The sequence below is a fragment of the Streptomyces sp. NPDC086777 genome (genome assembly GCF_040702065.1).
GTDB lineage: Bacteria > Actinomycetota > Actinomycetes > Streptomycetales > Streptomycetaceae > Streptomyces.
In genome coordinates, this window is sequence record NZ_JBFBJI010000001.1 from 377,762 (window position 1) to 399,380 (window position 21,619).

Annotated in this window: 22 protein-coding genes; 10 read left to right on the top strand and 12 right to left on the bottom strand. The window is 71.7% G+C overall.

Going from position 1 to position 21,619, the window contains the following annotated elements; translation table 11 throughout:
- Positions 1 to 14: 14 nt before the first annotated feature.
- Positions 15 to 1,466: an MFS transporter gene (locus tag AB0472_RS01710; protein ID WP_366352416.1), complete on the top strand. Its 1,452-nt coding sequence runs from the start codon at positions 15 to 17 to the stop codon at positions 1,464 to 1,466.
- Positions 1,467 to 1,590: 124 nt separating this feature from the next.
- Here AB0472_RS01710 and AB0472_RS01715 read toward each other — a convergent pair whose 3' ends face one another.
- Together AB0472_RS01715 and AB0472_RS01720 are read right to left on the bottom strand one after the other, a co-directional pair.
- A complete protein-coding gene (locus tag AB0472_RS01715; protein ID WP_366352418.1) occupies positions 1,591 to 1,935 on the bottom strand; it encodes a hypothetical protein in 345 nt (114 codons plus the stop codon).
- A gap of 180 nt (positions 1,936 to 2,115) precedes the next feature.
- Entirely contained in the window at positions 2,116 to 3,027 is a 912-nt protein-coding gene (locus tag AB0472_RS01720) for a helix-turn-helix transcriptional regulator (protein ID WP_366352419.1), read from the bottom strand.
- A gap of 101 nt (positions 3,028 to 3,128) precedes the next feature.
- Between AB0472_RS01720 and AB0472_RS01725 the strand changes: the two genes are divergently transcribed.
- Positions 3,129 to 4,556 carry an MFS transporter gene (locus AB0472_RS01725; RefSeq protein WP_366352420.1) on the top strand — a complete coding sequence of 476 codons (1,428 nt, stop codon included), beginning with the start codon at positions 3,129 to 3,131 and terminating at the stop codon, positions 4,554 to 4,556.
- Positions 4,557 to 4,620: 64 nt separating this feature from the next.
- On the opposite strand, the gene AB0472_RS01730 is transcribed toward AB0472_RS01725, so the two are convergent.
- On the bottom strand, positions 4,621 to 6,873 hold the full coding sequence (locus tag AB0472_RS01730; protein WP_366352422.1) for a SpoIIE family protein phosphatase: 2,253 nt from the start codon (positions 6,871 to 6,873) through the stop codon (positions 4,621 to 4,623).
- A gap of 330 nt (positions 6,874 to 7,203) precedes the next feature.
- Here AB0472_RS01730 and AB0472_RS01735 point away from each other — a divergent pair, with 330 nt between their 5' ends.
- The 3 genes from AB0472_RS01735 to AB0472_RS01745 all read left to right on the top strand — a co-directional run bounded on the left by AB0472_RS01735 (position 7,204) and on the right by AB0472_RS01745 (position 9,469).
- Positions 7,204 to 7,422 (top strand): hypothetical protein, encoded by a 219-nt coding sequence (locus tag AB0472_RS01735; RefSeq protein WP_366352423.1) that lies wholly within the window; start codon positions 7,204 to 7,206, stop codon positions 7,420 to 7,422.
- Between the two features lie 264 nt (positions 7,423 to 7,686).
- Positions 7,687 to 8,835, top strand: a complete 1,149-nt coding sequence (locus AB0472_RS01740) for a serine hydrolase domain-containing protein (protein ID WP_366352425.1) — start codon at positions 7,687 to 7,689, stop codon at positions 8,833 to 8,835.
- A 187-nt stretch (positions 8,836 to 9,022) separates the two neighbouring features.
- Positions 9,023 to 9,469 carry a hypothetical protein gene (locus tag AB0472_RS01745; protein ID WP_366352426.1) on the top strand — a complete coding sequence of 149 codons (447 nt, stop codon included), beginning with the start codon at positions 9,023 to 9,025 and terminating at the stop codon, positions 9,467 to 9,469.
- Here the strand turns inward: AB0472_RS01745 and AB0472_RS01750 are convergent.
- Positions 9,456 to 10,058: a TetR family transcriptional regulator gene (locus AB0472_RS01750; RefSeq protein WP_366352428.1), complete on the bottom strand. Its 603-nt coding sequence runs from the start codon at positions 10,056 to 10,058 to the stop codon at positions 9,456 to 9,458. The genes AB0472_RS01745 and AB0472_RS01750 overlap by 14 nt on opposite strands.
- A gap of 26 nt (positions 10,059 to 10,084) precedes the next feature.
- Complete coding sequence (locus AB0472_RS01755; RefSeq protein ID WP_366352429.1) at positions 10,085 to 11,095, bottom strand: aldo/keto reductase; 1,011 nt, start codon at positions 11,093 to 11,095, stop codon at positions 10,085 to 10,087.
- 167 nt (positions 11,096 to 11,262) lie between these two features.
- On the opposite strand from AB0472_RS01755, the gene AB0472_RS01760 reads away from it, so the two are divergent.
- Positions 11,263 to 12,309 (top strand): chitinase, encoded by a 1,047-nt coding sequence (locus tag AB0472_RS01760; RefSeq protein ID WP_366352430.1) that lies wholly within the window; start codon positions 11,263 to 11,265, stop codon positions 12,307 to 12,309.
- A 472-nt stretch (positions 12,310 to 12,781) separates the two neighbouring features.
- On the opposite strand, the gene AB0472_RS01765 is transcribed toward AB0472_RS01760, so the two are convergent.
- Positions 12,782 to 14,164 carry a glycine--tRNA ligase gene (locus AB0472_RS01765; protein WP_366352432.1) on the bottom strand — a complete coding sequence of 461 codons (1,383 nt, stop codon included), beginning with the start codon at positions 14,162 to 14,164 and terminating at the stop codon, positions 12,782 to 12,784.
- 174 nt (positions 14,165 to 14,338) lie between these two features.
- Here AB0472_RS01765 and AB0472_RS01770 point away from each other — a divergent pair, with 174 nt between their 5' ends.
- The 4 genes from AB0472_RS01770 (at position 14,339) to AB0472_RS01785 (ending at position 17,472) form a co-directional block, all read left to right on the top strand.
- Entirely contained in the window at positions 14,339 to 15,295 is a 957-nt protein-coding gene (locus AB0472_RS01770) for a metal ABC transporter substrate-binding protein (RefSeq protein ID WP_366352433.1), read from the top strand.
- A 26-nt stretch (positions 15,296 to 15,321) separates the two neighbouring features.
- Positions 15,322 to 16,086 carry a metal ABC transporter ATP-binding protein gene (locus AB0472_RS01775; RefSeq protein ID WP_366352434.1) on the top strand — a complete coding sequence of 255 codons (765 nt, stop codon included), beginning with the start codon at positions 15,322 to 15,324 and terminating at the stop codon, positions 16,084 to 16,086.
- The gene (locus AB0472_RS01780) at positions 16,086 to 16,988 is read left to right on the top strand and encodes a metal ABC transporter permease (RefSeq protein ID WP_366352435.1); all 903 of its coding nucleotides are present in this window, start codon (positions 16,086 to 16,088) and stop codon (positions 16,986 to 16,988) included. Before AB0472_RS01775 ends, AB0472_RS01780 begins: the two co-directional genes overlap by 1 nt.
- 61 nt (positions 16,989 to 17,049) lie before the next feature.
- Positions 17,050 to 17,472: a transcriptional repressor gene (locus AB0472_RS01785; protein WP_366352437.1), complete on the top strand. Its 423-nt coding sequence runs from the start codon at positions 17,050 to 17,052 to the stop codon at positions 17,470 to 17,472.
- Position 17,473: 1 nt separating this feature from the next.
- Here AB0472_RS01785 and AB0472_RS01790 read toward each other — a convergent pair whose 3' ends face one another.
- From AB0472_RS01790 to AB0472_RS01815, 6 genes are all read right to left on the bottom strand, one after another.
- Positions 17,474 to 18,016: a YcxB family protein gene (locus tag AB0472_RS01790; protein WP_366352439.1), complete on the bottom strand. Its 543-nt coding sequence runs from the start codon at positions 18,014 to 18,016 to the stop codon at positions 17,474 to 17,476.
- Between the two features lie 23 nt (positions 18,017 to 18,039).
- Complete coding sequence (locus AB0472_RS01795; protein ID WP_366352441.1) at positions 18,040 to 19,428, bottom strand: histidine-type phosphatase; 1,389 nt, start codon at positions 19,426 to 19,428, stop codon at positions 18,040 to 18,042.
- 87 nt (positions 19,429 to 19,515) lie between these two features.
- Entirely contained in the window at positions 19,516 to 20,367 is an 852-nt protein-coding gene (locus AB0472_RS01800; RefSeq protein WP_366352443.1) for an isoprenyl transferase, read from the bottom strand.
- 43 nt (positions 20,368 to 20,410) lie between these two features.
- A complete protein-coding gene (recO, locus tag AB0472_RS01805; protein ID WP_366352445.1) occupies positions 20,411 to 21,160 on the bottom strand; it encodes a DNA repair protein RecO in 750 nt (249 codons plus the stop codon).
- Positions 21,157 to 21,306, bottom strand: a complete 150-nt coding sequence (locus AB0472_RS01810) for a hypothetical protein (protein WP_366352724.1) — start codon at positions 21,304 to 21,306, stop codon at positions 21,157 to 21,159. The genes recO and AB0472_RS01810 overlap by 4 nt, the downstream gene beginning before the upstream one ends.
- Before the next feature lie 49 nt (positions 21,307 to 21,355).
- Positions 21,356 to 21,571, bottom strand: coding sequence for a hypothetical protein (locus AB0472_RS01815; RefSeq protein WP_366352447.1), 216 nt, complete (start codon positions 21,569 to 21,571; stop codon positions 21,356 to 21,358).
- Positions 21,572 to 21,619: the final 48 nt, after the last annotated feature.

Below are 21,619 nucleotides of genomic sequence, written 5' to 3' on the forward strand. Positions count from 1 at the left end.
CGTACGATGTGGCCATGCCCGAGCTCAGCCCCCGCCGCCGCATGCTCGTCCTCGCGATCTGTTGCATGAGCCTGCTCATCGTCAGTCTCGACACGACCGCGCTCAATGTCGGCCTGCCGTCCATGCAGCGCGAGCTGCACGCCTCGACGGCGGGCCTGCAGTGGACGATCGACGCGTACACCCTGGTCCTCGCGTCGCTGCTGATGCTCGCCGGTTCCACCGGCGACCGGGTCGGCCGCAAGAAGGTCTTCATGACCGGCCTGGTCGTCTTCTCGATCGGCTCCCTGCTCTGCTCCCTCGCGCCGAACCTCGACTCGCTGATCGCGTTCCGCATGATCCAGGCGGTGGGCGGCTCGATGCTCAACCCGGTCGCGATGTCGATCATCACCAACACCTTCACCGACCCGCGCGAGCGGGCCCGGGCCATCGGCGTGTGGGGTGCGGTGGTCGGCATATCCATGGCCGCCGGGCCACTGGTCGGCGGCCTGCTCGTGGAGTCGGTCGGCTGGCGGGCGATCTTCTGGGTCAACCTCCCGGTGGGCCTGGCGGCCGTCCTGCTGACGCTGCGCTTCGTGCCGGCGTCCCGGGCGCCGAAGGCCCGCCGTCCCGACCCGGTCGGCCAGGTGCTGGTCATCGCCCTGTTCGGCTCGCTGACGTACGCGATCATCGAGGCCCCGACCGCGGGCACGGACACCGTCCTGCCCTTCGCCGCGGTGGCCCTCGCCGCCCTGCTGGGCCTCCTGTGGTACGAACCGCGCCGCGACGAACCCCTGATCGACCTGCGGTTCTTCCGCTCGGCACCGTTCAGCGGCGCGACCGTGATCGCGATCAGCGCGTTCGCGTCCCTCGGCGGCTTCCTGTTCCTCTCCACGCTGTACCTGCAGAACGTGCGCGGCCTGGACGCCCTGCACGCGGGCCTGTGGATGCTGCCGATGGCGGTCCCGATGTTCCTGTGCGCCCCGCTGGCCGGCCGCCTCGTCGGCAGCCGGGGCCCGCGGCTGCCGCTGGTGATCGCCGGCACCGCGATGACCGCGAGCGCGGTCCTGTTCGCCGCGTTCGAGGCGGAGACCTCGAACACCACCCTCTTCTTCGGCTACGTCCTGTTCGGCATCGGCTTCGGCTTCGTGAACGCCCCGATCACCAACACCGCGGTCTCCGGCATGCCGAGGTCCCAGGCCGGCGTCGCGGCCGCGGTCGCCTCCACCAGCCGACAGCTCGGCCAGACCCTGGGCGTCGCGGTGATCGGCGCGGTGCTGGCCTCCGGGATCGGTTCCTCGTCGTACGCCGGCCGGTTCGTGGACGCCGCCCGCCCCGGCTGGTGGATCCTGGCCGGCTGCGGCCTCGCGGTCCTGCTCCTGGGCGCCGTGACGAACGGCGGCTGGGCCCGTGCCACGGCGGAGCGGGCCGCGGAGCGGCTGGCGGCCCCCGAGATCCGCGCGGCCCTGGGAAGCGCCGAGCGCGTCTGACCGGCCCGCGGCGCCGAAAACGGCCGCAATCGTTCCTTCCCCCGCGCGAAAACGCCGCGGCCCGGCTGTCTCGACGGCTGGTACGCGAGGGGTAGCACGAGCCTGGTCGCCTGGGCGATGTGCGTCACGAACAGCTGATCTCCGAGCGCCGGTGCCGGGCCAGGACGGCCTGGCGCAGGGTGCCCAGGGCGAGGGACTGCAGCAGCGCCGAGACGACGACGGTGCCGACGAAGAACCAGTTCGGGGTGTCCGCGCGCCAGGCCGTCCTGCCGAGCGCCGCGAGCAGCGGGAAGACCGGGAACGTGACCAGGGGCGGCCAGAGCCAGGCGTAGTCGGAGCCGTGCTCGTCCGCGTGTGCGGAGTCGGCGACGGCCTTGGCGATGACGACGGCGACCAGGACCAGGTAGGCCGCCGACAGGCGGTTCGTGAGCATCAGCCGGACAACGGTGCGGGCCGGGCCGGATTCCATCGTCTTCTCCCCCGTGGCCGGTCGTCGATTCGCCGTTTCGCCGTTTCACGGATTCGCCGTTTCGCGGATTCGCCGTTCGCCGTGTCGCCGATTCCTCTCGCTCCTGCATGGTCCGTGGCGGACGGCGCCCCGGTCCTGAGTACGCGTACTCAGTTGTGCGAACGAATTCCCGTGACCCGGTCAGGAGTTCGGCTGCGCCGTCCCCGTCCGCGCCAGGTCGTGCAGTCGCTCCAGGCGCTCCCGGGTGTCCTCGTCGGCCGGGACGTAGGTGACCATCCGCGCCCCGGACGCGGGGTTGAGGAACAGGTCCGTGTGTTCCAGGGTGAGGTGGCCGACGTACGGGTTGAGGAACTGCTTGGTCCTGGAGCGCAGGCCCACCACCTCGTAGCGCTCCCAGTTCGCACGGAACTCCGCGGACTCCGCGGCCAGCCGCTTCACCAGCATCTTCCACGCCGGCTCGGCGAGATGGCCGGCCAACGACGCGCGGAGTTTCGCGGCCATCAGGCGGCGGGTCTCCTCCAGGTGCACGATCGAGCGGCACCACTCGGGGTTGGTGTACGCGAGGATCATGCAGTTGCGGTCCTCGGGCGGGACCGCGTCGAGGTCGCACAGCAGGCGGGCGTAGGTGCGGTTGTAGGCGAGGATGTCGTAGCGGCTGTTCTGGACGCAGGCCGGCAGGGGTTCCAGGGCGCGGAGCATCTCCTGCAGCGCCGGGGTGACGCCCGTGCAGCTCGCGGCCGGGGTCGGGTCGACGGCCTCGGCCAGCTGGAAGAGGTGGGCGCGCTCGGAGCCGTCGAGCCGCAGGGTGCGGGCGAGGGCGTCCAGGACCTGGACGGAGACCTGGATGTCCCGGGCCTGTTCGAGCCAGGTGTACCAGGTGACGCCGACCGCGGAGAGCTGGGCGACCTCCTCCCGGCGCAGGCCGGGCGTGCGCCGGCGGGTGCCACGCGGCAGGCCCACCTCCTCCGGGGTGATCCGCTCCCGCCGGTTGCGCAGGAACGCGGCCAGTTCGTGCCGCCGGATGTCCGCACCCCGGCCCTGGGCGGCGGCCGTCTGCCGCGGGGCCGTCTTCTCCTGTGCCGTCGTCGTCATGCCTCCAGCCTGCCCCGTCGCCGATCCTGTTGCCAGGTACTTCTACTACCAGGACAAGGAGACTCTGGTACCAGTCTGGGGCGGGCCGCAGGCTCGGGTGCATGACCGAAACCGTCACCACCGCGCCCGTACGGTCCCCGGCCGCGCCACCGGCGCTCGGCGGCCCGGGGCTGTTCACCGTCCTGCTGGCCGCCGCGCTTCCGCTCATCGACTTCTTCATCGTCAACGTCGCCCTGCCCACCATCGGCGCCGACCTGCACGCGGGCGAGGCGGTCCTGGAACTCGTCGTCGCCGGGTACGGCGTCGCCTACGCCGTACTGCTGGTGCTCGGCGGGCGGCTCGGCGACCTGTTCGGGCGCCGCCGGCTCTTCCTCGGCGGCATGGCCGCGTTCGGCCTGACCTCGCTGGCCTGCGGACTCGCACCCAGCGCCTGGACCCTGGTGGCCGCCCGGGTCGCCCAGGGCGCCGCGTCCGCCGCGATGCTCCCGCAGGTCCTCGCCACGATCCAGGCCGCCACCCGCGGCGGCCGCCGGGCCCGGGCCATGAGCCTGTACGGCGCCACCGCCGGCCTCTCCATGGTGGCCGGCCAGGTCCTCGGCGGGGTGCTGGTCGCCGCCGACGTCGCGGGCACCGGCTGGCGGTCCGTGTTCCTGGTCAACGTGCCGGTCGTGGTCGTCGGGCTGGTGCTCGGCGCCCGGTTCGTGCCCGAGACCAGGTCGCAGAGGCCCGAGCCGGTCGACGGGGCCGGCACGGTGCTGCTCGCCCTCTCCCTGCTCACCCTCCTCGCCCCGCTCACCGAGGGCCGCGCGGCGGGCTGGCCGCTGTGGACGTGGCTGTCGCTGGCCGCGTTCCCGGGCGTGGCCGTCGCCTTCTACACCGTGGAGCGCCGCGCCGACCGGGCGGGCCGTACGCCGCTGGTCCCGCCGAGCCTGTTCGAACTCACCTCGCTGCGCCGGGGACTGGTGCTGATGGTGCCGTTCTCGATCGGGTTCAGCGGCTTCATGTTCGTGATCGCCGTGGCCCTGCAGAGCGGGGAGCACCTGGGTCCGGTCGCGGCGGGGATGGCACTCGCCCCGATGGCGGTCGCCTTCCTGTTCGTCTCGCTCGCCGGGCCGCGGCTGATCGCCCGGTACGGCAGCCGGGTGGTGACCGCCGGGTCGGTGATCCAGCTGGTCGGCATCGTCCTCATCGTGCTCGCCGCCCGGCGGGACTGGCCGCACCTGGACTTCACCGGGCTGCTGCCCGGGGTCGCCGTCGGCGGCGCCGGTCAGGCCCTGCAACTGCCCAACGTGCTGCGGCTCGTGATGTCGGAGGTACCGCCGGCGCGGGCCGGGGTGGGCAGCGGCGTGATGGTCACCACCCAGCAGTCCGCGCTCGCCCTCGGCGTGGCCACCCTGGGCACCCTGTTCCTCTCCCTGGTCCCGCACCAGGGCGTGCGGGACGCCCTGGTCACCACCCTCCTGGTGCAGCTGGCCCTCGCACTGCTGACTGGCCTGCTCAGCCTGCGCCTACCCCGAACGGTGGGCTGAGCTGCGGCCTGAAGGGGTGCTGGGGTACCACGGACGGCATACCGCGGCACCCCCGACGGCGCACTCAGCCTCCGCCGCCGCCCAGCTCGAACCACACGATCTTGCCGGTACCGAGCCGGGTCGTCCCCCAGCGCCGGGCCAGCCGGTGCACCAGATAGAGCCCCCGGCCGTGTTCGTCGGTCGCCTTCGCCTGCCGCAGCCTCGGCAGCTGCGGCACGTCGTCGCCCACCTCGCAGCGCAGCACATCCGTGTGCAGCAGTCGCAGGCTGATCGGCCGGGAGGCGTGCCGCACGGCGTTGGTGACGATCTCGCTGACCAGCAGCTCGGCAGTGTCGGTGAGGTCCTCCAGACCCCAGCCGGCCAGGGCCTGCCGGGTGAGCCGGCGGGCCCGGCCGGGCGCGCCGACCTCCGGCTCCAGGCTCCAGTACGCCACGTCGCTGGGCGCGATGCCGTCGAAGCGGGCGGCGAGCAGCGCGATGTCGTCGTCCCGGTCGCCCGGGCCGAGCATGTCGAGCACCTCGTCGCACAGGGCTTCGAGGGGCGGCGGCCGGTCGGGCCCGGTCAGCTGGGCGGTGGCGGCCAGCTTCTCGCGCAGTTGCTCGATGCCGGTCCACACGTCACGCAGCCGGGACTCGACCAGGCCGTCGGTGTACAGGAGCAGGGTGGCCCCGGTGGGGGCGTCCAGCTCGACCGCCTCGAAGTCGATGCCGCCGACGCCGATCGGGGCGCCCGGCGGCACCGTGAGGACCTCGGCCTTGCCGCCGGGGTGCAGCAGGATCGGCGGCGGATGGCCCGCGTTGGCGACGGTGATGCGGTGCGAGACCGGGTCGTAGACGATGTACAGGCAGGTGGCCATGCGGTCGGTGCCGAGCCGCTGGGCCTGTTCGTCGAGGTGGTGCAGGACCTCCTGCGGGGGCAGGTCGAGGCCGGCCAGGGTCAGTGCGGTGGTGCGCAGCTGGCCCATGACCGCCGCCGAGGTCATGGAGTGGCCCATGACGTCGCCGACGACCAGCGCCACCCGGCTGCCGGGCAGCGGGATCGCGTCGTACCAGTCGCCGCCGACCCGCGCGGTCTCGGCGGCCGGCAGGTAGCGGGAGGCGAGCCGGACGCCGGTGGGCCGCGGCAGCGTCTGCGGGAGCATGGCGCGCTGCAGCCGGTCGGCGATGAAGGCCTCCCTGCTGTACAGGACGGCCTTGTCGACGCCGAGCGCGGTGTGGGTGGCCAGTTGGGCGGCGACCAGCAGGTCGGCGGGCTCGAACGCCGGGCGCTCGGGGCGGCGCAGGAAGACGACGGCGCCGGTGACCCGGCGGCGGCCGCGCAGCGGGGCGAGGATGGCGTGCGAGCCGACCCAGTCGTTCAGCGCGCTGTCCGCGCCGACGAGTTCGCCGAGCGCGGCGCGGGTCGGCGGGGTGTCGGCGAACACCGGCCGGACCCCGCGCAGCACCTCGGCGAGGGCGCCGCCGGGTACCACCTCGCTCCAGTCGGAGGCGTCCAGGTAGTCCTGTTCGTCGTCCACCGTCTCCACGGGCCAGACCAGCTCGGCGCCGGGGCCCTTGAGCCGGTCGGTGCGGCGCAGCCGCAGTACGGCGGGCCCGTTGGGGCGTTCGTCGCCGACCGGCAGCGGGTCGCGCAGGTAGACGAGGGCCGCGTCGGAGTACGTCGGTACGGCGGCCCGGCACAGGCCGAGCACGATCTCGTCGGTGTCGAAGCCGCGGGCGATCCGCCGGGTGGCGGCGCCGACGTAGCGCAGGCGGTCCTCGTCCGGGGCCTTCGGCGCGAGGGGCGGCGCGGCGGCGAGGGCGTCCTCGCGCACACCGAGCGCGGTCTGCGCCGACAGCGCGTCGGCCAGGGCGATGTCGTCGTCCACGAAGTCCTCCCGGTCCGGGCGCCGCAGGAACACCGCGACGCCCACCACGGCGTCGGGGGCGCGCAGCGGGGCGAGCAGGACCCGGTTGCCCTGCGGGAGCCGGGGTGCCGTGCCCAGGAGTTCGCTCAGCGCGTCGTCCACGTCGTCCGGGCCACGGCCGCGTGTCCGGCCGCAGCGCAGCAGCGCGGCGAGCGCGCCGTCGGGCGCCACCGGCCTCGACCGCGGCGGCGATCCGCCCATGGCGCCGCCGAGTTCGGCGGTGACCCCGTCCAACTCCAGGCGCTCCGGCTCCGACCCGTCCGGCGGGTGGTCGCCGAGGTAGACGAACATCCCGTCCGCCAGGTCCGGGACCGTCACCCGGTAGAGCTCACGGACGACCTGGGCCGCGCCCTCGGCACGCGCGATCCGGCGGCCGGCAACGGCCAGGAAACGTTGAGGATCCGGCAGCATCGCCTCTCCGTGCCGGTGGCCGCTTCACAAGGTCGCTTTCATCTTGAGCCAGGGTCAATTCCCTGTCCAGGGTTTCCGCCGGTACACCAAGTCCGGCTCTTGAACCGGAGGTTGGCCGGGGGACGTCCGCGAAGGCACCCGCCGGACCGCCCTGACCTCCTGCTCGTCCCGCGCGGGCGGCTCTCCCGCGCCATGTGAACTCCGGGGACATCCTCGACAAAACCCGGTGAAGAAATCCCCGTTGATGTTGGTCTTGCTGCACACTCCTTGCCGTCGACCGCCGTCGACACGTGCCGAACAGCAGACCGGGCACAGACTCCGGAGGCGTCAATGTCGCAGATCGACGAGAGCAAGGTCAGCCGCTGGGACCAGCACGGCCGGGAGCACGTGGTCCGGGTGCAGCGCACGGGGGTGCAGCGCACGATCAAATGCGACACCTGCGGCTGGCAGAAGGGCGCGCAGTTCCTTCCCTGGCTGAAGGCGGAGGAGCATCTGGCCGAGTCCCACCAGGCGACCGTGGACCCCGCGGGCACCCAGCCCTCGCGCTGACGTCCCGGCGGCGCACGGCCGTTCCCTCGCGACGACGTTCCACGAGCGTGCGGGTCGGCCCTGGCGACGACTTCCGCAAGCGTGCAGGTCGGCCCTGGCGACGACTTGCAAGCGTGCGGGTCGGCACTCACGACGACGTTCCACGAACGTGCAAGGCGGCCCTGGCGACGACGTTCCGCAAGCGTGCGGGTCGGCACTCGCGATGACTTTCCGCGGGTGCGGGAGTCGTATCCCCCGACACCGCGCCCACCGGAAGGACGACCGATGACCCTCTCCCCGCTGCACGCCACCCTGCACCGCCACGTCGAGGCCGGCACCGTCCCGGGAGCCGTGGGGCTCGTGGCCCGCGGTGACGACGTCGAGGTGGTCGCCGTCGGGCACACCGACGTCGAGGGGTCCGCCCCGATGGCCCGGGACTCGGTGTTCCGGATCGCGTCGCTCACCAAGCCGATCACCGCCGCCGCGGTGCTGATGCTGGTGGACGAGGGCCGGATCGGGCTCGGCGACCCGGTGGCCGACTGGCTCCCGGAGCTGGCGAAGCCGATGGTGGTCCGTACGCCCGGCAGTCCCGTGGACGACGTGGTGCCGGCGGTCCGCCAGGTCACCGTCGAGGACCTGCTCAGCTTCCGCGCCGGCTGGGGTCTGCCCGACGACTTCTCCCTGCCCGCCGCGCAGGCCCTGTTCGCGGTGCAGGACCACGGCATCCCCTTCCGGGACTGGCCGGACCCGGACACCTGGCTGGGCCTGCTCGGCCAGGTGCCGATGCTGCACCAGCCGGGCGAGGCCTGGCTGTACGGCACCGCGTCCGCCCTCCAGGGCATTCTGGTCGCCCGGGTGTCGGGCCGTTCCTTCCCCGACTTCCTGGCGGAGCGGATCTTCGAGCCGCTGGGCATGCGGGACACGGCGTTCGAGGTGCCCGCGGCGAAACGGCACCGCTTCACCTCGTCCTACGCCCCCGCCGCGGACGGCACCCTGCACCTGACGGACACTCCGGACGGCGCCTACAGCAGCCCGCCGCGCTTCCCCTCGGGCGGCGGCGGCCTCGTCTCCACGGCCGACGACTGGCTGGCCTTCGCCCGGCTGCTGCTGAACGTCGGCGCCGCCCCGGACGGCCGCCGGCTGCTGACCGCCACCTCGGTGAGCCGTATGACCACCAACCACCTGACGGCGGCCCAGCGCGAGCGCGCCACCCTCTTCCTGGAGGGCCAGGGCTGGGGGTACGGCGGCTCGGTCGACGTCGCCCCGGCCGAGCCCTGGTCGGTACCGGGCCGCTACGGCTGGGTCGGCGGCACCGGCACCACCGCGCACCTCGTCCCGGCCACCGGCGCGGTCACGGTCCTGTTGACACAGACGGCGATGACGGGTCCGACCACGACCGCCTTCATGCAGGACTTCTGGCGGGCCACCGCCTAGCCCGCACGTTACGCCGTTCGGGTGAGCTTCCGGGAAGGAATCACAAGGTCAGGACACCCGTTGCCACCTGCGATCTTTACCTGATCCGAGGGCGGTGCGCACCGCTTCCGGGACCGCCCGGGTCGCCGCCCGGCGCGACCCGGCCAAGCCTTGAGAGGTCCCCCCGTCCCTCGACAGGAGTACATCCATGCACACCACCCAGCGCCAGATCTCCCGGGCCCTCGCCGCCGGTGCGCTCTCCGTGGCCCTGCTGTCGGCCGGTTCCGCCGGGGCGTTCGCCACCGAGGCCAAGCCGACTCCGTCGCCCACCATGAGCGCCAAGCCGAAGCCGAAGCCGAGCCCGACCCCGACCACCACGGCCTCGATCTCGGCCAGGGCGAACACCGCTTCGGTCAAGGCCGGTGACTCGGTGACCGTGACCGGCCGCACCTCCGGCCTGAAGGTCGGCTGGCCGCTGGTGCTCCAGCACCAGAAGGGCGGCAAGTGGATCCCGCTCAAGGCGACCGCGAAGGTGAAGAACGGCAGTTCCTACTCGCTGACCACGAAGCTCAGCAACCCGGGCACCGAGCACCTGCGGGTGGCGGCGGTCGGCAAGAAGGTCTACTCCCCGACCGTGACGGTCAAGGTGAGCTGAGCCCCCGCACCAGCAGCTCCACAAGCGACCCGAAGTCGTCCTCGGCCTCCGGCCGCACCCACTCCCGCGCGTAGCCCGGGTCGTGGAAGCGGCCGGTGGCCTGGAAGACGGTGCGGGCCGCGGCGGCGGGGTCGGGCACGGTGAAGACACCGGTTCCGGCCCCGTCCGCGATGATCGCGGTCAGCTGACCGGTCAGGTCGGCGATGTGCTCGGTGACCGCCGGCCCGTTCTCGTCGACCAGCACCATGTACGTGGCGAACAGCTCCGGGTCGGCGCCCGCCTTGCGCCGCTTCGCCTCGAACAGGGCACGCAGCCAGTCGCGGAGCCGGGCCTCCGGGGCGCGGTCGCCGGCCGCGATGCCGGACAGCTGCTCCGAGGTCCGGTCCAGCCAGCGCTTCGTCACCGCCTCGCGCAGCGCCGCCTTGGTCCGGAAGTGCCGGTAGACACTGCCGTGGCTGACGCCGAGCGCGCGGGCCACGTCCACCACGGTGGCCTTGGCCGGGCCGTGCCGGCGCAGCACCTCCTCGGTCGCCTCGAGGATGCGTTCGGCGGTCAGGGCCGGGGTCGGGGTCGGGGACGTCGCTGCCATGGCCTAGACGGTACCTGGCGCCGTGGTCAGTGCTCGGTGCCGAGATGGCTCATCTGCGCGGCCGGGTAGCGGGTGCCGGCCGCCGCGTCCGCCGGTACGGCCTCCTCGATCGCCGCCAGGTCGGCCGCGTCCAGGGTGACGTCCAGCGCGCCCAGCGACTCGGTGAGCCGGTCGCGGGTGCGGGCGCCGACGAGCGGCACGATGTCCTCGCCGCGGGAGAGCACCCAGGCGATGGCGATCTGTGCGACGGTCACGCCCTTCTCGTCGGCGATCTTGCGCAGTGCCTCGACGAGGTCGAGGTTGTGCTGGAGGTTGTCGCCCTGGAAGCGCGGCGAGAAGGCCCGGAAGTCGCCCGCGCCGAGCTGCCGGTCGCGGCTGAAGTGCCCGGAGATCAGGCCCCGGGAGAGCACTCCGTACGCGGTGATGCCGATACCCAGCTCACGGGTGGTCGGCAGGATCTCCCGCTCGATGTCGCGGGTGATGATCGCGTACTCGATCTGGAGGTCGGAGATGGGCGCGGTGGCGGCGGCCCGCCGGATGTTCGCCGCGCTGGCCTCGCTGAGGCCGATGTGCCGGACGTGCCCCTTCTCGACCAGTTCGGCGATGGCGCCGACCGTCTCCTCGATCGGCACGTCCGGGTCGACGCGGGCGATCCGGTAGACGTCGATGTGGTCGACGCCGAGGCGCTGCAGCGAGTAGGCGGCGAAGTTCTTCACGGCGGCCGGGCGGCCGTCGTAGGCGTTCCAGCCGCCGTCCGGGTCGCGCAGGGCACCGAACTTGACGCTGGTCAGCGCCTGGTCACGGAGTCCGGCGGGGGCGGTGCGCAGGGCTTCGCCGATCAGCATCTCGTTGTGGCCCATGGCGTAGAAGTCGCCGGTGTCGAGCAGGGTCACGCCGGCGTCGAGGGCGGCGTGGACGGTGGCGATCGACTCGGCGCGGTCGGCCTCGCCGTACAGCGCGGACATGCCCATGCAGCCGAGGCCGAGGGCGGAGACCTGGGGGCCGGTGGATCCGAGGGAACGGGTGTGCTTCGTCATGGCCTCACTCTGGCATGACAGCTGACAGATTTCAATATCTGTCATTCCATACTCGCCGCACCCCGCATGCCGGAGTGGTCCAGACCTCTTGACGAAAGGTCTGGACCAAGCGCACTGTCATGTCTACGACACTCGCGCCGCGCCCCGACCCCACCGGGAGGCCCCGCATGATCCGACGCACCCTCGCCCTGCTCGCCGCCGCGCTCGCGACCGCGGCGCTCACCCAGCTCCCCGCCGCCGCACCGGCCTCGGCCGCCGACACCTGCGCGGTGAAGTCCCGTCCGGCGGGCAAGGTGCTGCAGGGGTACTGGGAGAACTGGGACGGCTCCGCCAACGGCGTCCACCCGCCCTTCGGCTGGACCCCGATCACCGACTCCGCGATCGCCGCCCACGGCTACAACGTGATCAACGCGGCCTTCCCCGTGATCCGTTCCGACGGCACGGCCCTCTGGGAGGACGGCATGGACACGGGCGTGAAGGTGGCCACGCCCGCGGAGATGTGCGCGGCGAAGGCCTCCGGCCAGACCGTCCTGCTGTCGATCGGCGGCGCGGCCGCGGGCATCGACCTCAGCTCCGCCACCGTGGCCGACCGGTTCGTCTCGACGATCGTCCCGATCCTGAAGAAGTACAACTTCGACGGCATCGACATCGACATCGAGACGGGCCTGGTGGGCAGCGGCTCGATCACCCAGCTGTCCACGTCCCAGGCCAACCTGGTCCGCATCATCGACGGCATCCTCGCCCAGATGCCGTCCAACTTCGGCCTCACGATGGCCCCGGAGACGGCGTACGTCACCGGCGGCAGCATCACCTACGGGTCGATCTGGGGCGCCTACCTGCCGATCGTCAAGAAGTACGCCGACAACGGCCGGCTGTGGTGGCTCAACATGCAGTACTACAACGGCAGCATGTACGGCTGCTCGGGCGACTCGTACTCGGCCGGCACGGTGGCCGGCTTCACCGCCCAGACCGACTGCCTCAACAAGGGGCTGGTCGTGCAGGGCACCACGATCAAGGTGCCGTACGACAAGCAGGTCCCGGGGCTGCCCGCGCAGTCCGGCGCGGGCGGCGGCTACATGTCCCCGTCCCTGGTCGCCCAGGCCTGGAACCACTACGGCACGTCCCTCAAGGGCCTGATGACCTGGTCGATCAACTGGGACGGCTCAAAGAACTGGACCTTCGGCAACAACGTGAAGTCCCTACAGCACCGCTGACCCACAGAACCGGCCCGCGAATCCCCGCGGGCCGGCGGGGGCCGATCGCGCAGTTCCCCGCGCCCCTGGGTGGGCCACGGCACCCGGCACCCACAGCACACCCGCACGTGCCACACACCCCACCCCATCCCGCCGCAACGGCGGTCAACCACAGCGGCGGACACCGGCGGTGCCGGACCGGACGGTTGGATCCCCGCGGGCCGGCGGGGGCCGATCGCGCAGTTCCCCGCGCCCCTGGGTGGGCCACGGCACCGGGCGCTCGCAGCGCACCCCGGCTGCCGGACACCACCACGCCACACACCCCATCCGACCGACCCGCCCAACCCGCCGCGACGGCGGTCAATCAGCGCAGTCGTGGCCGGGGTTGGGCTGCTGGGGCCGGTGCTCGTGAGGTAGGGGGAACCAGAACGCCCGCCCTCCAGCCGAGCGGGCCGGGTGGAGGGCGGGCGAAGGAGGTGGAGGGGGCGCGGGGCTAGCAGCCCAGGAGGCGGCCGGCGAGGTAGGACTCGATCTGGTCCAGGGAGACCCGCTCCTGCTTCATGGAGTCGCGCTCGCGGACGGTGACGGCGTTGTCCTCGAGCGTGTCGAAGTCGACGGTCACGCAGTACGGCGTACCGATCTCGTCCTGGCGACGGTAGCGCCGCCCGATCGCACCGGCGTCGTCGAACTCGATGTTCCAGTGCCCGCGCAGCGCCTGGGCGAGCCCCTTGGCCTTCGGGGACAGCTCGGCGTTGCGGGACAGCGGCAGGACCGCGACCTTGACGGGAGCGAGGCGGTGGTCGAGGCGCAGCACCGTGCGCTTCTCCAGCTTGCCCTTGGCGTTCGGCGCCTCGTCCTCGACGTACGCGTCCAGCAGGAACGCCAGCATGGCGCGGCCGACACCCGCCGCCGGCTCGATGACGTACGGCGTCCAGCGCTCCTGGGCCTCCTGGTCGAAGTAGGAGAGGTCCTGGCCGGAGGCCTTGGAGTGGGCGTTCAGGTCGTAGTCGGTGCGGTTGGCGACACCCTCCAGCTCGCCCCACTCGTTGCCGCCGAACTGGAAGCGGTACTCGATGTCAGCGGTGCGCTTGGAGTAGTGGGAGAGCTTCTCCTTCGGGTGCTCGTACCACCGCATGTTCTCCTCGCGCAGGCCCAGGCCGGTGTACCAGTTCCAGCGCTGCTCCATCCAGTACTCCTGCCACTTCTCGTCCTCGCCCGGCTTGACGAAGAACTCCATCTCCATCTGCTCGAACTCGCGGGTGCGGAAGATGAAGTTGCCGGGCGTGATCTCGTTGCGGAAGGACTTGCCCATCTGCGCGATGCCGAACGGCGGCTTGCGGCGCGAGGCGACCTGCACCTGGGCGAAGTTGGTGAAGATGCCCTGCGCGGTCTCGGGGCGCAGGTAGGCGACGGAGCCGCTGTCCTGCGTCGGGCCGAGGTGCGTGGAGAGCAGCCCCGAGAACTGCTTGGGCTCGGTGAACTGGCCCTTGTTGCCGCAGTTGGGGCAGTTCACGTCCGCCAGGCCGTTCTCCGGGAGGCGACCGTGCTTGGCCTCGTAGTGCTCCTCGAGGTGGTCCGCGCGGAACCGCTTGTGGCACGCGGTGCACTCGGTCAGCGGGTCCGTGAAGGTGGCGACGTGACCGGAGGCCACCCAGACCTCGGGGGCCAGGATGACGGACGAGTCGAGACCGACCACGTCCTCGCGCGACGTCACCATGTAGCGCCACCACTGGCGCTTCAGGTTCTCCTTGAGCTCGACACCCAGCGGCCCGTAGTCCCAGGCGGCGCGCTGGCCGCCATAGATCTCACTGCACGGGAATACGAAGCCACGGCGCTTGCTCAGGCTGACGATGGTGTCGATCTTGTCGGCGGCCACGGTGCTCTCTTCATTACGACGACGGGCGACGAAGCAAAGACGCTTCAGAGCTAATGCTTCAGCGTACCGGCGGGTCCTCCCCCTCGACCAAATCGGTTCCCCTCACCGGCCTCCCACCGGCCTCTCACCGCAGCTTGTTGACAACGGTTTCCATGTTTGTTGAAAATGACTCTCATGAACGTACGACGACGCCTCATACCCGCGGCCGCCGCGACCACCGTCACCGCACTCGGCATCGCCACCCTCACAGCCTGCGGCGGCGACGCCACGGCGGCCCAGACCGGCAAGTTCGACGTCGTCGCGTCGTTCTATCCGATGGCCTACCTCGCCGACCGGATCGGCGGCAGCCACGTCCACGTCACCAGCCTCACCCAGCCCGGCCAGGAGCCGCACGACCTGGAGATCAGCCCGAAGCAGATCATCGGGATCGAGAAGTCCGACGCGGTCCTCTACCTGAAGAACCTCCAGCCCTCCGTCGACGACGCGGTCGCCCAGTCGTCCGTGCAGACAAAGATCGACGCGGCCTCCCTGACCACGCTGGAGAAGCACGGCAACGAGGTCGGCGGCCACGCGGCCTCCCACGACACCTCCGAGAACGAGGAGCTGTCCGGCCTCGACCCGCACATCTGGCTCGACCCGGTGCGCTACGCCCAGGTCGCCGACGGCGTCGGCAAGGCCTTCGAGAAGGCCGACCCGGACCACGCGGCCGACTACAGGAAGAACACCGCGGTGCTGGTGAAACAGCTGGACGACCTGAACGTCCGGTTCAAGAACGGCCTCGCGGACACGAAGTCCAAGGTCTTCATCACCACCCACGCCGCCTTCGGCTACCTCGCCGAGCGCTACGGCCTGACCGAGGAGGCCGTCAACGGCCTCGACCCCGAGTCGGAACCGAGCGCGGCCCGCGTCCGGGACCTGGAGACCATGGCCAAGGCCGACGGCGTCACCACCGTCTTCTACGAGACGCTCGTCAGCGACAAGACCGCCAGGACCATCGCCGCCGACGCCGGGCTGAAGACGGACGTCCTCGACCCGATCGAGGGCATCACCGCCAGGTCCCGCGGCAGGGACTACTTCGCGGTCCAGGAAGCCAACCTCAAGGCGCTCCAGCAGGCACTGGGCGCCAAGTGACACGCCACGGGAGAGGAGACGACGACATGAGCGACGAGCCCGTCGTATCGCTGCGCGGCGTCACCGCCGAGCTGGGTTCGCGCCCCGTCCTGCGCGGCATCGACCTCACCGTGCACCGCGGAGAGGTCGTCGCGCTGCTCGGCGCGAACGGCTCCGGCAAGTCGACCGCGATCCGCACGATCGTCGGCCAGGTGCCGGTGAGCGGCGGCGAGGTCGAGCTGTTCGGCACCCCCCGCCGTACCTTCCGGGACTGGTCGCGGGTCGGCTACGTCCCGCAGCGCACCACCGCGGCCGGCGGCGTGCCCGCCACCGTCACCGAGGTCGTCTCCGCCGGCCGCCTCTCCCGCACCCGCTTCGGCCTCTTCCGCAAGGCCGACCACGCGGCCGTACGGCACGCGCTCGGCCTGGTCGGCATGGCGGACCGGGCCAGGGACAACGTGGAGGCGCTCTCCGGCGGCCAGCACCAGCGGGTGCTGATCGCCCGCGCGCTGGTCGCCGAGCCCGAACTGCTGATCATGGACGAGCCGATGGCGGGCGTCGACCTGGCCAGCCAGGAGATCCTCGCGCGGACCCTGCGCGAACAGGTCGGGCAGGGCACCACGGTCCTCCTCGTCCTGCACGAACTGGGCCCGCTGGAGCCCCTGATCGACCGGGCGGTCGTCCTGCGCGACGGCTGCGTGCTGCACGACGGCCCGCCACCGCGCGCCGTCGGCCAGCACGCCCTCCCCGGCCACGACCACGTCCACCCCCACGACGAGCACACACCACTGCGCACGGGACTGCTGAGCTGATGGACTTCCTGAACTACGCCTTCATGCAGCGGGCCCTGCTCGCCGCCGTCCTGGTCGGCATCACCGCCCCCGCCGTCGGCATCTACCTGGTCCAGCGCCGCCAGGCCCTGATGGGCGACGGCATCGGCCACGTCGCGATGACCGGCGTCGGCCTCGGCTTCCTGCTCTCGACCTCCCCCGTCTGGATGGCGACGGCGGTCTCCGTCCTCGGCGCGATCGTGATGGAACTGATCCGCTGGTACGGCCGCACCCGCGGCGACATCGCCCTCGCGATGCTCTTCTACGGCGGGATGGCCGGCGGCGTGATGCTGATCAACCTCGCGCCGGGCGGCTCCAACGCCAACCTGATGTCGTACCTCTTCGGCTCGCTGTCGACGGTCTCGGAGTCCGACGTCACCGCGATCTGCCTGCTGGCGGCCTTCGTCCTCGCGGTCACCCTCGGCCTGCGCCGGCAGCTGTTCGCGGTGAGCCAGGACGAGGAGTTCGCGCGGGTGACCGGTCTGCCGGTGCGGGCGCTGAACCTGCTGACGGCGATCACGGCCGCGGTGACCGTGACGGTCGCGATGCGGGTGGTGGGGCTGCTGCTGGTCTCCGCGCTCATGGTCGTCCCGGTGGCCGCGGCCCAGCAGCTGAGCCGCAGCTTCGCGGCCACGTTCGCCGTCGCCGTCGCGATCGGTGTGACGGTGACGATCGGGGGCACGATCACGTCGTACTACCAGTACGTCCCGCCGGGCGCGACGATCGTGCTGCTGACGATCGCGGCGTTCGTCGTGCTCAGCGTGCTGGCCGCGCCGCTGGCCCGCCGACGCGCCCGCGCGGCGGCCGCGCGACGGCCCGCCGGGGATCCGGCGGAGTGCGCGATTCCGGCCACCCGGGGGGCCGCCGACGAGGTCGGCATCTGAACGCCGTCGGCCGGGACTGGCACAATGGCCCGGCAGAGGCAGCGACGTGAGGAGGCAACCGGTGACGACCGCTGGACCGCCCGTGAAGGGCCGCTCGACCCGTCAGCGGGCAGCCGTGGCGGCGTGCCTGGACGAGGTCGAGGAGTTCCGCAGCGCGCAGGAACTGCACGACATGCTCAAGCACAAGGGCGACTCGGTGGGCCTGACGACGGTCTACCGCACCCTCCAGAACCTCGCCGACGCCGGTGAGGTCGACGTCCTGCGCACGTCCGAAGGCGAGTCGGTGTACCGCCGCTGCTCCACCGGCGAACACCACCACCACCTGGTCTGCCGGGTGTGCGGCAAGGCGGTCGAGGTGGAGGGCCCGGCGGTGGAGAAGTGGGCCGAGGCCATCGCCGCCGAGCACGGCTACGTCAACGTCGCCCACACCGTGGAGATCTTCGGGACCTGCGCGGACTGCGCCGGGGCGGCGGGGAGCTGCTGAGCTACACGCGCGTGAGGTGCCGGTCGAGGATCGCCCGCAGCCGGTCGGCGTCGGCGGGGTCCGGGAGCCCCCGCTTGGGCAGCACGGTGAAGCAGGAGACGTTCTTGTCGTCGCTGTAGGTGAAGAAGGCGTCCTTGGTCTCCCGGTAGCGGGGCTGCGCCGACCAGTTGAGCGACGTCGTGCTGTTGTCGTTGACCAGCGTCAGCCCGGCGTCCGTCACGGTCGCGCGGAACGTGCCGTTGCGGGCGCCGAGCTTCTGGAACGCGCGGGCCTGGAGCCGGGGTGTGAAGAACACCAGGATCGCGGCCAAGGGCATCAGGACCAGCAGGAACCAGTTGGGCTTGTCGCGCCCCGCCAGGGAGAGCGAGCCGTTCAGCACGAAGGCGAGCGCCACGACGACGAAGGCCCAGCGCCGCGGTCGCACCCACCGCCGCCCTCGCAGCCGCTCGCGTTCCCGCAGCGCTCCCGTGAAGTCCTCCGTCGCCGGTTGGTAGACCAGCTCCACCACGCCCTGTTCGGCGTCCCGCCCCATGTTCATGACCATGGGGCGGATCGTACCGGCGCAGGTCAGCTCCGGTCGAAGCACTTCTCCAGCTCGTTCAGGTCGTAGAACGTGCTGTGCTTCGAGATCGGCCTGCAGCCCGCCTTGAAGGCGATCTCCTTCTCGTTGTAGAGCATCCGCACCAGGTAGTCGTCGCCCTTCTTGAAGACGTCCCACTGGATGTTGGAGGCCAGGGAGGCGACCTCGGCGCCGCGCCACGGGTTGTCGGCGTACGTGTACGTCCTGCCCGGCGTCGCCGCCTTCTCGCTGCCCGGCAGCCGCATCAGCGCGGCCAGCGGGATGATCTCCTCGGCGTGCGTGAAGCGGAGTTCCGCGCCCAGCGTGCTGGTGCCGTCCCGCTTGGCCTCGACCTGCTCGAAGAGGTCGTCGAGCAGGGGCTGGGCCATCTTGTAGGTGATGTCGCTGTCCGAGAAGCTCGGGCCCTTCTCGTAGAAGTCCTCGGCGTCGCCGAGGTAGCCGAACCAGGCCGCGTCGCGCGGAGCGATGTAGCGGTCGAAGTCCCAGCCCTTGCCGTCCGGGCTCTCCTCGCTCATGGCGGGCGCGATGGCGTAGAGGTTGTAGACGGCGGTGGCGGCGGTGATGTCGTCGGCCGTCGAGGCGAACTCGCCGTTCACGATGCGCTGGACGAAGGCCGGCTCGAAGATCCTGGCGAGGACCCGGGCGGCCGCCCGGTGCGAGGCCGGCTGGTCGGTGACCGACGTCAGGGTCGAGGCGAGGCGCTCGTCGCTCGCCAGCCACTTCTGGTAGTCGGCGCCGCCGGCCGACTTGTGGAAGTAGAGGAGGTTCTTGTCGACGCGCGCGGTGCCCACCGAGGCCTTCAGCGCCGGGTCGGCGTCGGTGAGGGCGGTGGCGAAGACCGTACCGCTGTCGACCGCGCGGCCCTGGCCGGAGCTGACGACGTCGATCTTCTCGCCGTTCTTCGCGATCGAGGAGAAGAGGGACGGCAGGCGCTTGTCCAGGCGGACGGCGGTGGCGCGGAGTTCGTCCTTGCCGCGGCCGCTGAGGTTGCCGTACCCGACCGCGCTCATGGCCGCTTCGAGGGCCTGCACGTCCGGGCCGAACTTCTTGCCGCGCGCGGTGAGCTGGCCGTCGGCCTGCGCCTGGTTCCAGAGCGCGAGGATCGTGTCGCCGTCCTCGCCGTCGGTGGCGGAACGGGAGCCGTGCCGGGAGACGTTCTCGGTGAAGACGGCGGTGTAACCGGCCGGCGGCTGCCGGTAGGTGCGCGGGTTCTGGCCGGATGGGGGTCCCCCCGCGCGAGCGTGTTCGAGCGTGGGGGAGTAGACGGCCTTGGTGCCGTAGCTGTCGCGGTGGGTGAGCCCGGTGTCCGTGGCGTGCGCGGGCAGCGCGGTCAGGAGCAGGGCGCCGAGCGAGAGGACGGGGATGACGCGCTTCATGAGGACCGTTCCAGAGGCGGGGACCGGGGGGTGGCCGGGGATGGATCTTCCGCATCCTCGACGGCCCTCATGAACGAGGGGTGACCGTCAGGTGCCGGACGGGGTCTCCTCCGTGCGGCCCTCCATGGCCAGCAGTTCCTCGTTGGGGATGGCCCCGCCGAACCGCCGGTCGCGAGAGGCGAATTCGACGCACGCCCGCCACAGGTCACGGCGGTCGAAGTCGGGCCACAGCACGTCCTGGAACACCATCTCGGCGTAGGCGCTCTGCCAGATCAGGTAGTTGGACGTGCGCTGCTCGCCGCTGGGCCGCAGGAACATGTCCACGTCCGGCATGTCGGCGTAGTACATGTGCTTCTGGATGGTCTTCTCGGTGACCTTCGACGGGTCGAGCCGGCCCGCCTTCACCTCCTCGGCGATCGCCTGCACCGCGTCGGTGATCTCGGCCCGGCCGCCGTAGTTCATGCAGAAGTACAGGGTGAGCAGGTCGTTGTCCTTGGTCTGCTCCTGGGCGACCTGGAGCTCCTTGGCGACCGACTTCCACAGCCGGGGCATCCGGCCCGCCCAGCGCACCCGGACACCGAGCGAGTCGAGCTGGTCGCGGGACTTGCGGATGAAGTCGCGGTTGAAGTTCATCAGGAAGCGGACCTCTTCGGGCGAGCGCTTCCAGTTCTCGGTGGAGAAGGCGTACAGGGAGATGTTGCGCACGCCCATCTCGATCGCGCCCTGGAGCACGTCGAGGACCTGCTCGGCGCCGACCTTGTGGCCCTCGGTGCGCGGCAGCCCGCGCTCCTTCGCCCAGCGGCCGTTGCCGTCCATGACGATCGCCACGTGGTTCGGGACCAGCTCGCCCGGGAGCTTGGGCGGGCGGGCGCCGGACGGGTGCGGCTCGGGCGCCCTGTGCTCGCGGCGCTGACGCCCCAGGATCCCGCGTACGACCATGTGCTTCTCGTCTCCCTCTGGCTTTTCCCGCTAGCTCTTCCCGCTAGCTCTTCTCCACGTACCTGAGCGAACGCAGCCCGCGCTCCAGATGCCAGTGCAGATAGGCCGACACCAGCCCGCTGCCCTCCCGGACGTGCCGGGCCTCGGCCGCGTCCGCCGTCTCCCAGTCTCCCGTAAGCAGCGCGCCGAGCAGAACCAGGGTCTGCGGCGAGGGTACGACGCTGCCGGGCACCCGGCAGTCGACGCAGACGCTGCCGCCGGAGCCGACCGAGAAGAAGCGGTTCGGGCCGGGCATGCCGCACTTGGCACAGGCCTCGAAGCTGGGCGCGTAGCCGTTGACGGCGAGGGAGCGCAGCAGGAAGGCGTCGAGGACGAGATGGGGCGCGTGCTCCCCACGGGCGAGGGTCCGCAGGCCCCCCACGAGCAGCAGGTACTGCTGCACGGCCGGCTCGCCCTCGTGGTCGGTGAAGCGCTCGGCGGTCTCCAGCATGGCCGTCCCGGCGGTGTACCGCGCGTAGTCGGTGACGATCCCGCCGCCGTACGGCGCGATGGTCTCGCTCTGCGTGCACAGCGGCAGCCCGCGCCCCACCAGCTCGCTCCCCCGGGCGAAGAACTGCACGTCGACGTGGGAGAAGGGTTCGAGCCGGGCCCCGAACTTCGACTTCGTCCGCCGCACCCCACGAGCCACCGCCCGCACCCGGCCGTGCCCGCGGGTGAGCAGGGTGATGATGCGGTCCGCCTCGCCGAGCTTCTGGGTGCGCAGGACAACGCCGTCGTCCCGGAAGAGACTCATGGCGCACCGACCCGCGGCCGGGGGTGCGGCCCGCGGCGCAGCCGCCGTCGGACACCGTGTCCCCCGTGTGGCCGCAGCACGGTCCGGTCCGCCTCGCCCAGCTTCTGGGTGCGCAGGACGATGCCGTCGTCGCGGAACAGGCTCATGGACCCATTCTGCCCTGCCGCCGGAAGGGGACGCCGGGGGAAGCGGCGTTCAGGAGGCCTCGCCGCGGCTGCGGGCGTTGGCGTGGGCGGTGGCCGCGGTGAACCGTTCGGCCTGGGTGGCGACGCGTACGGCGTCGGGGGGCGCGTCCCACTCCCGGCCTCCCCCGTACGGCCGCAACTGCACGTAGGGGCCCTCGTGGCCCATGACGATGCCCAGCCGTCCGGTACGGACGTCGACGGCACAGGAGCCGATGGGGAGGTTCATCGCGTTCACCTCACCTGGCTCCCCCGCCCCTGGGAATTTCACGCTTCG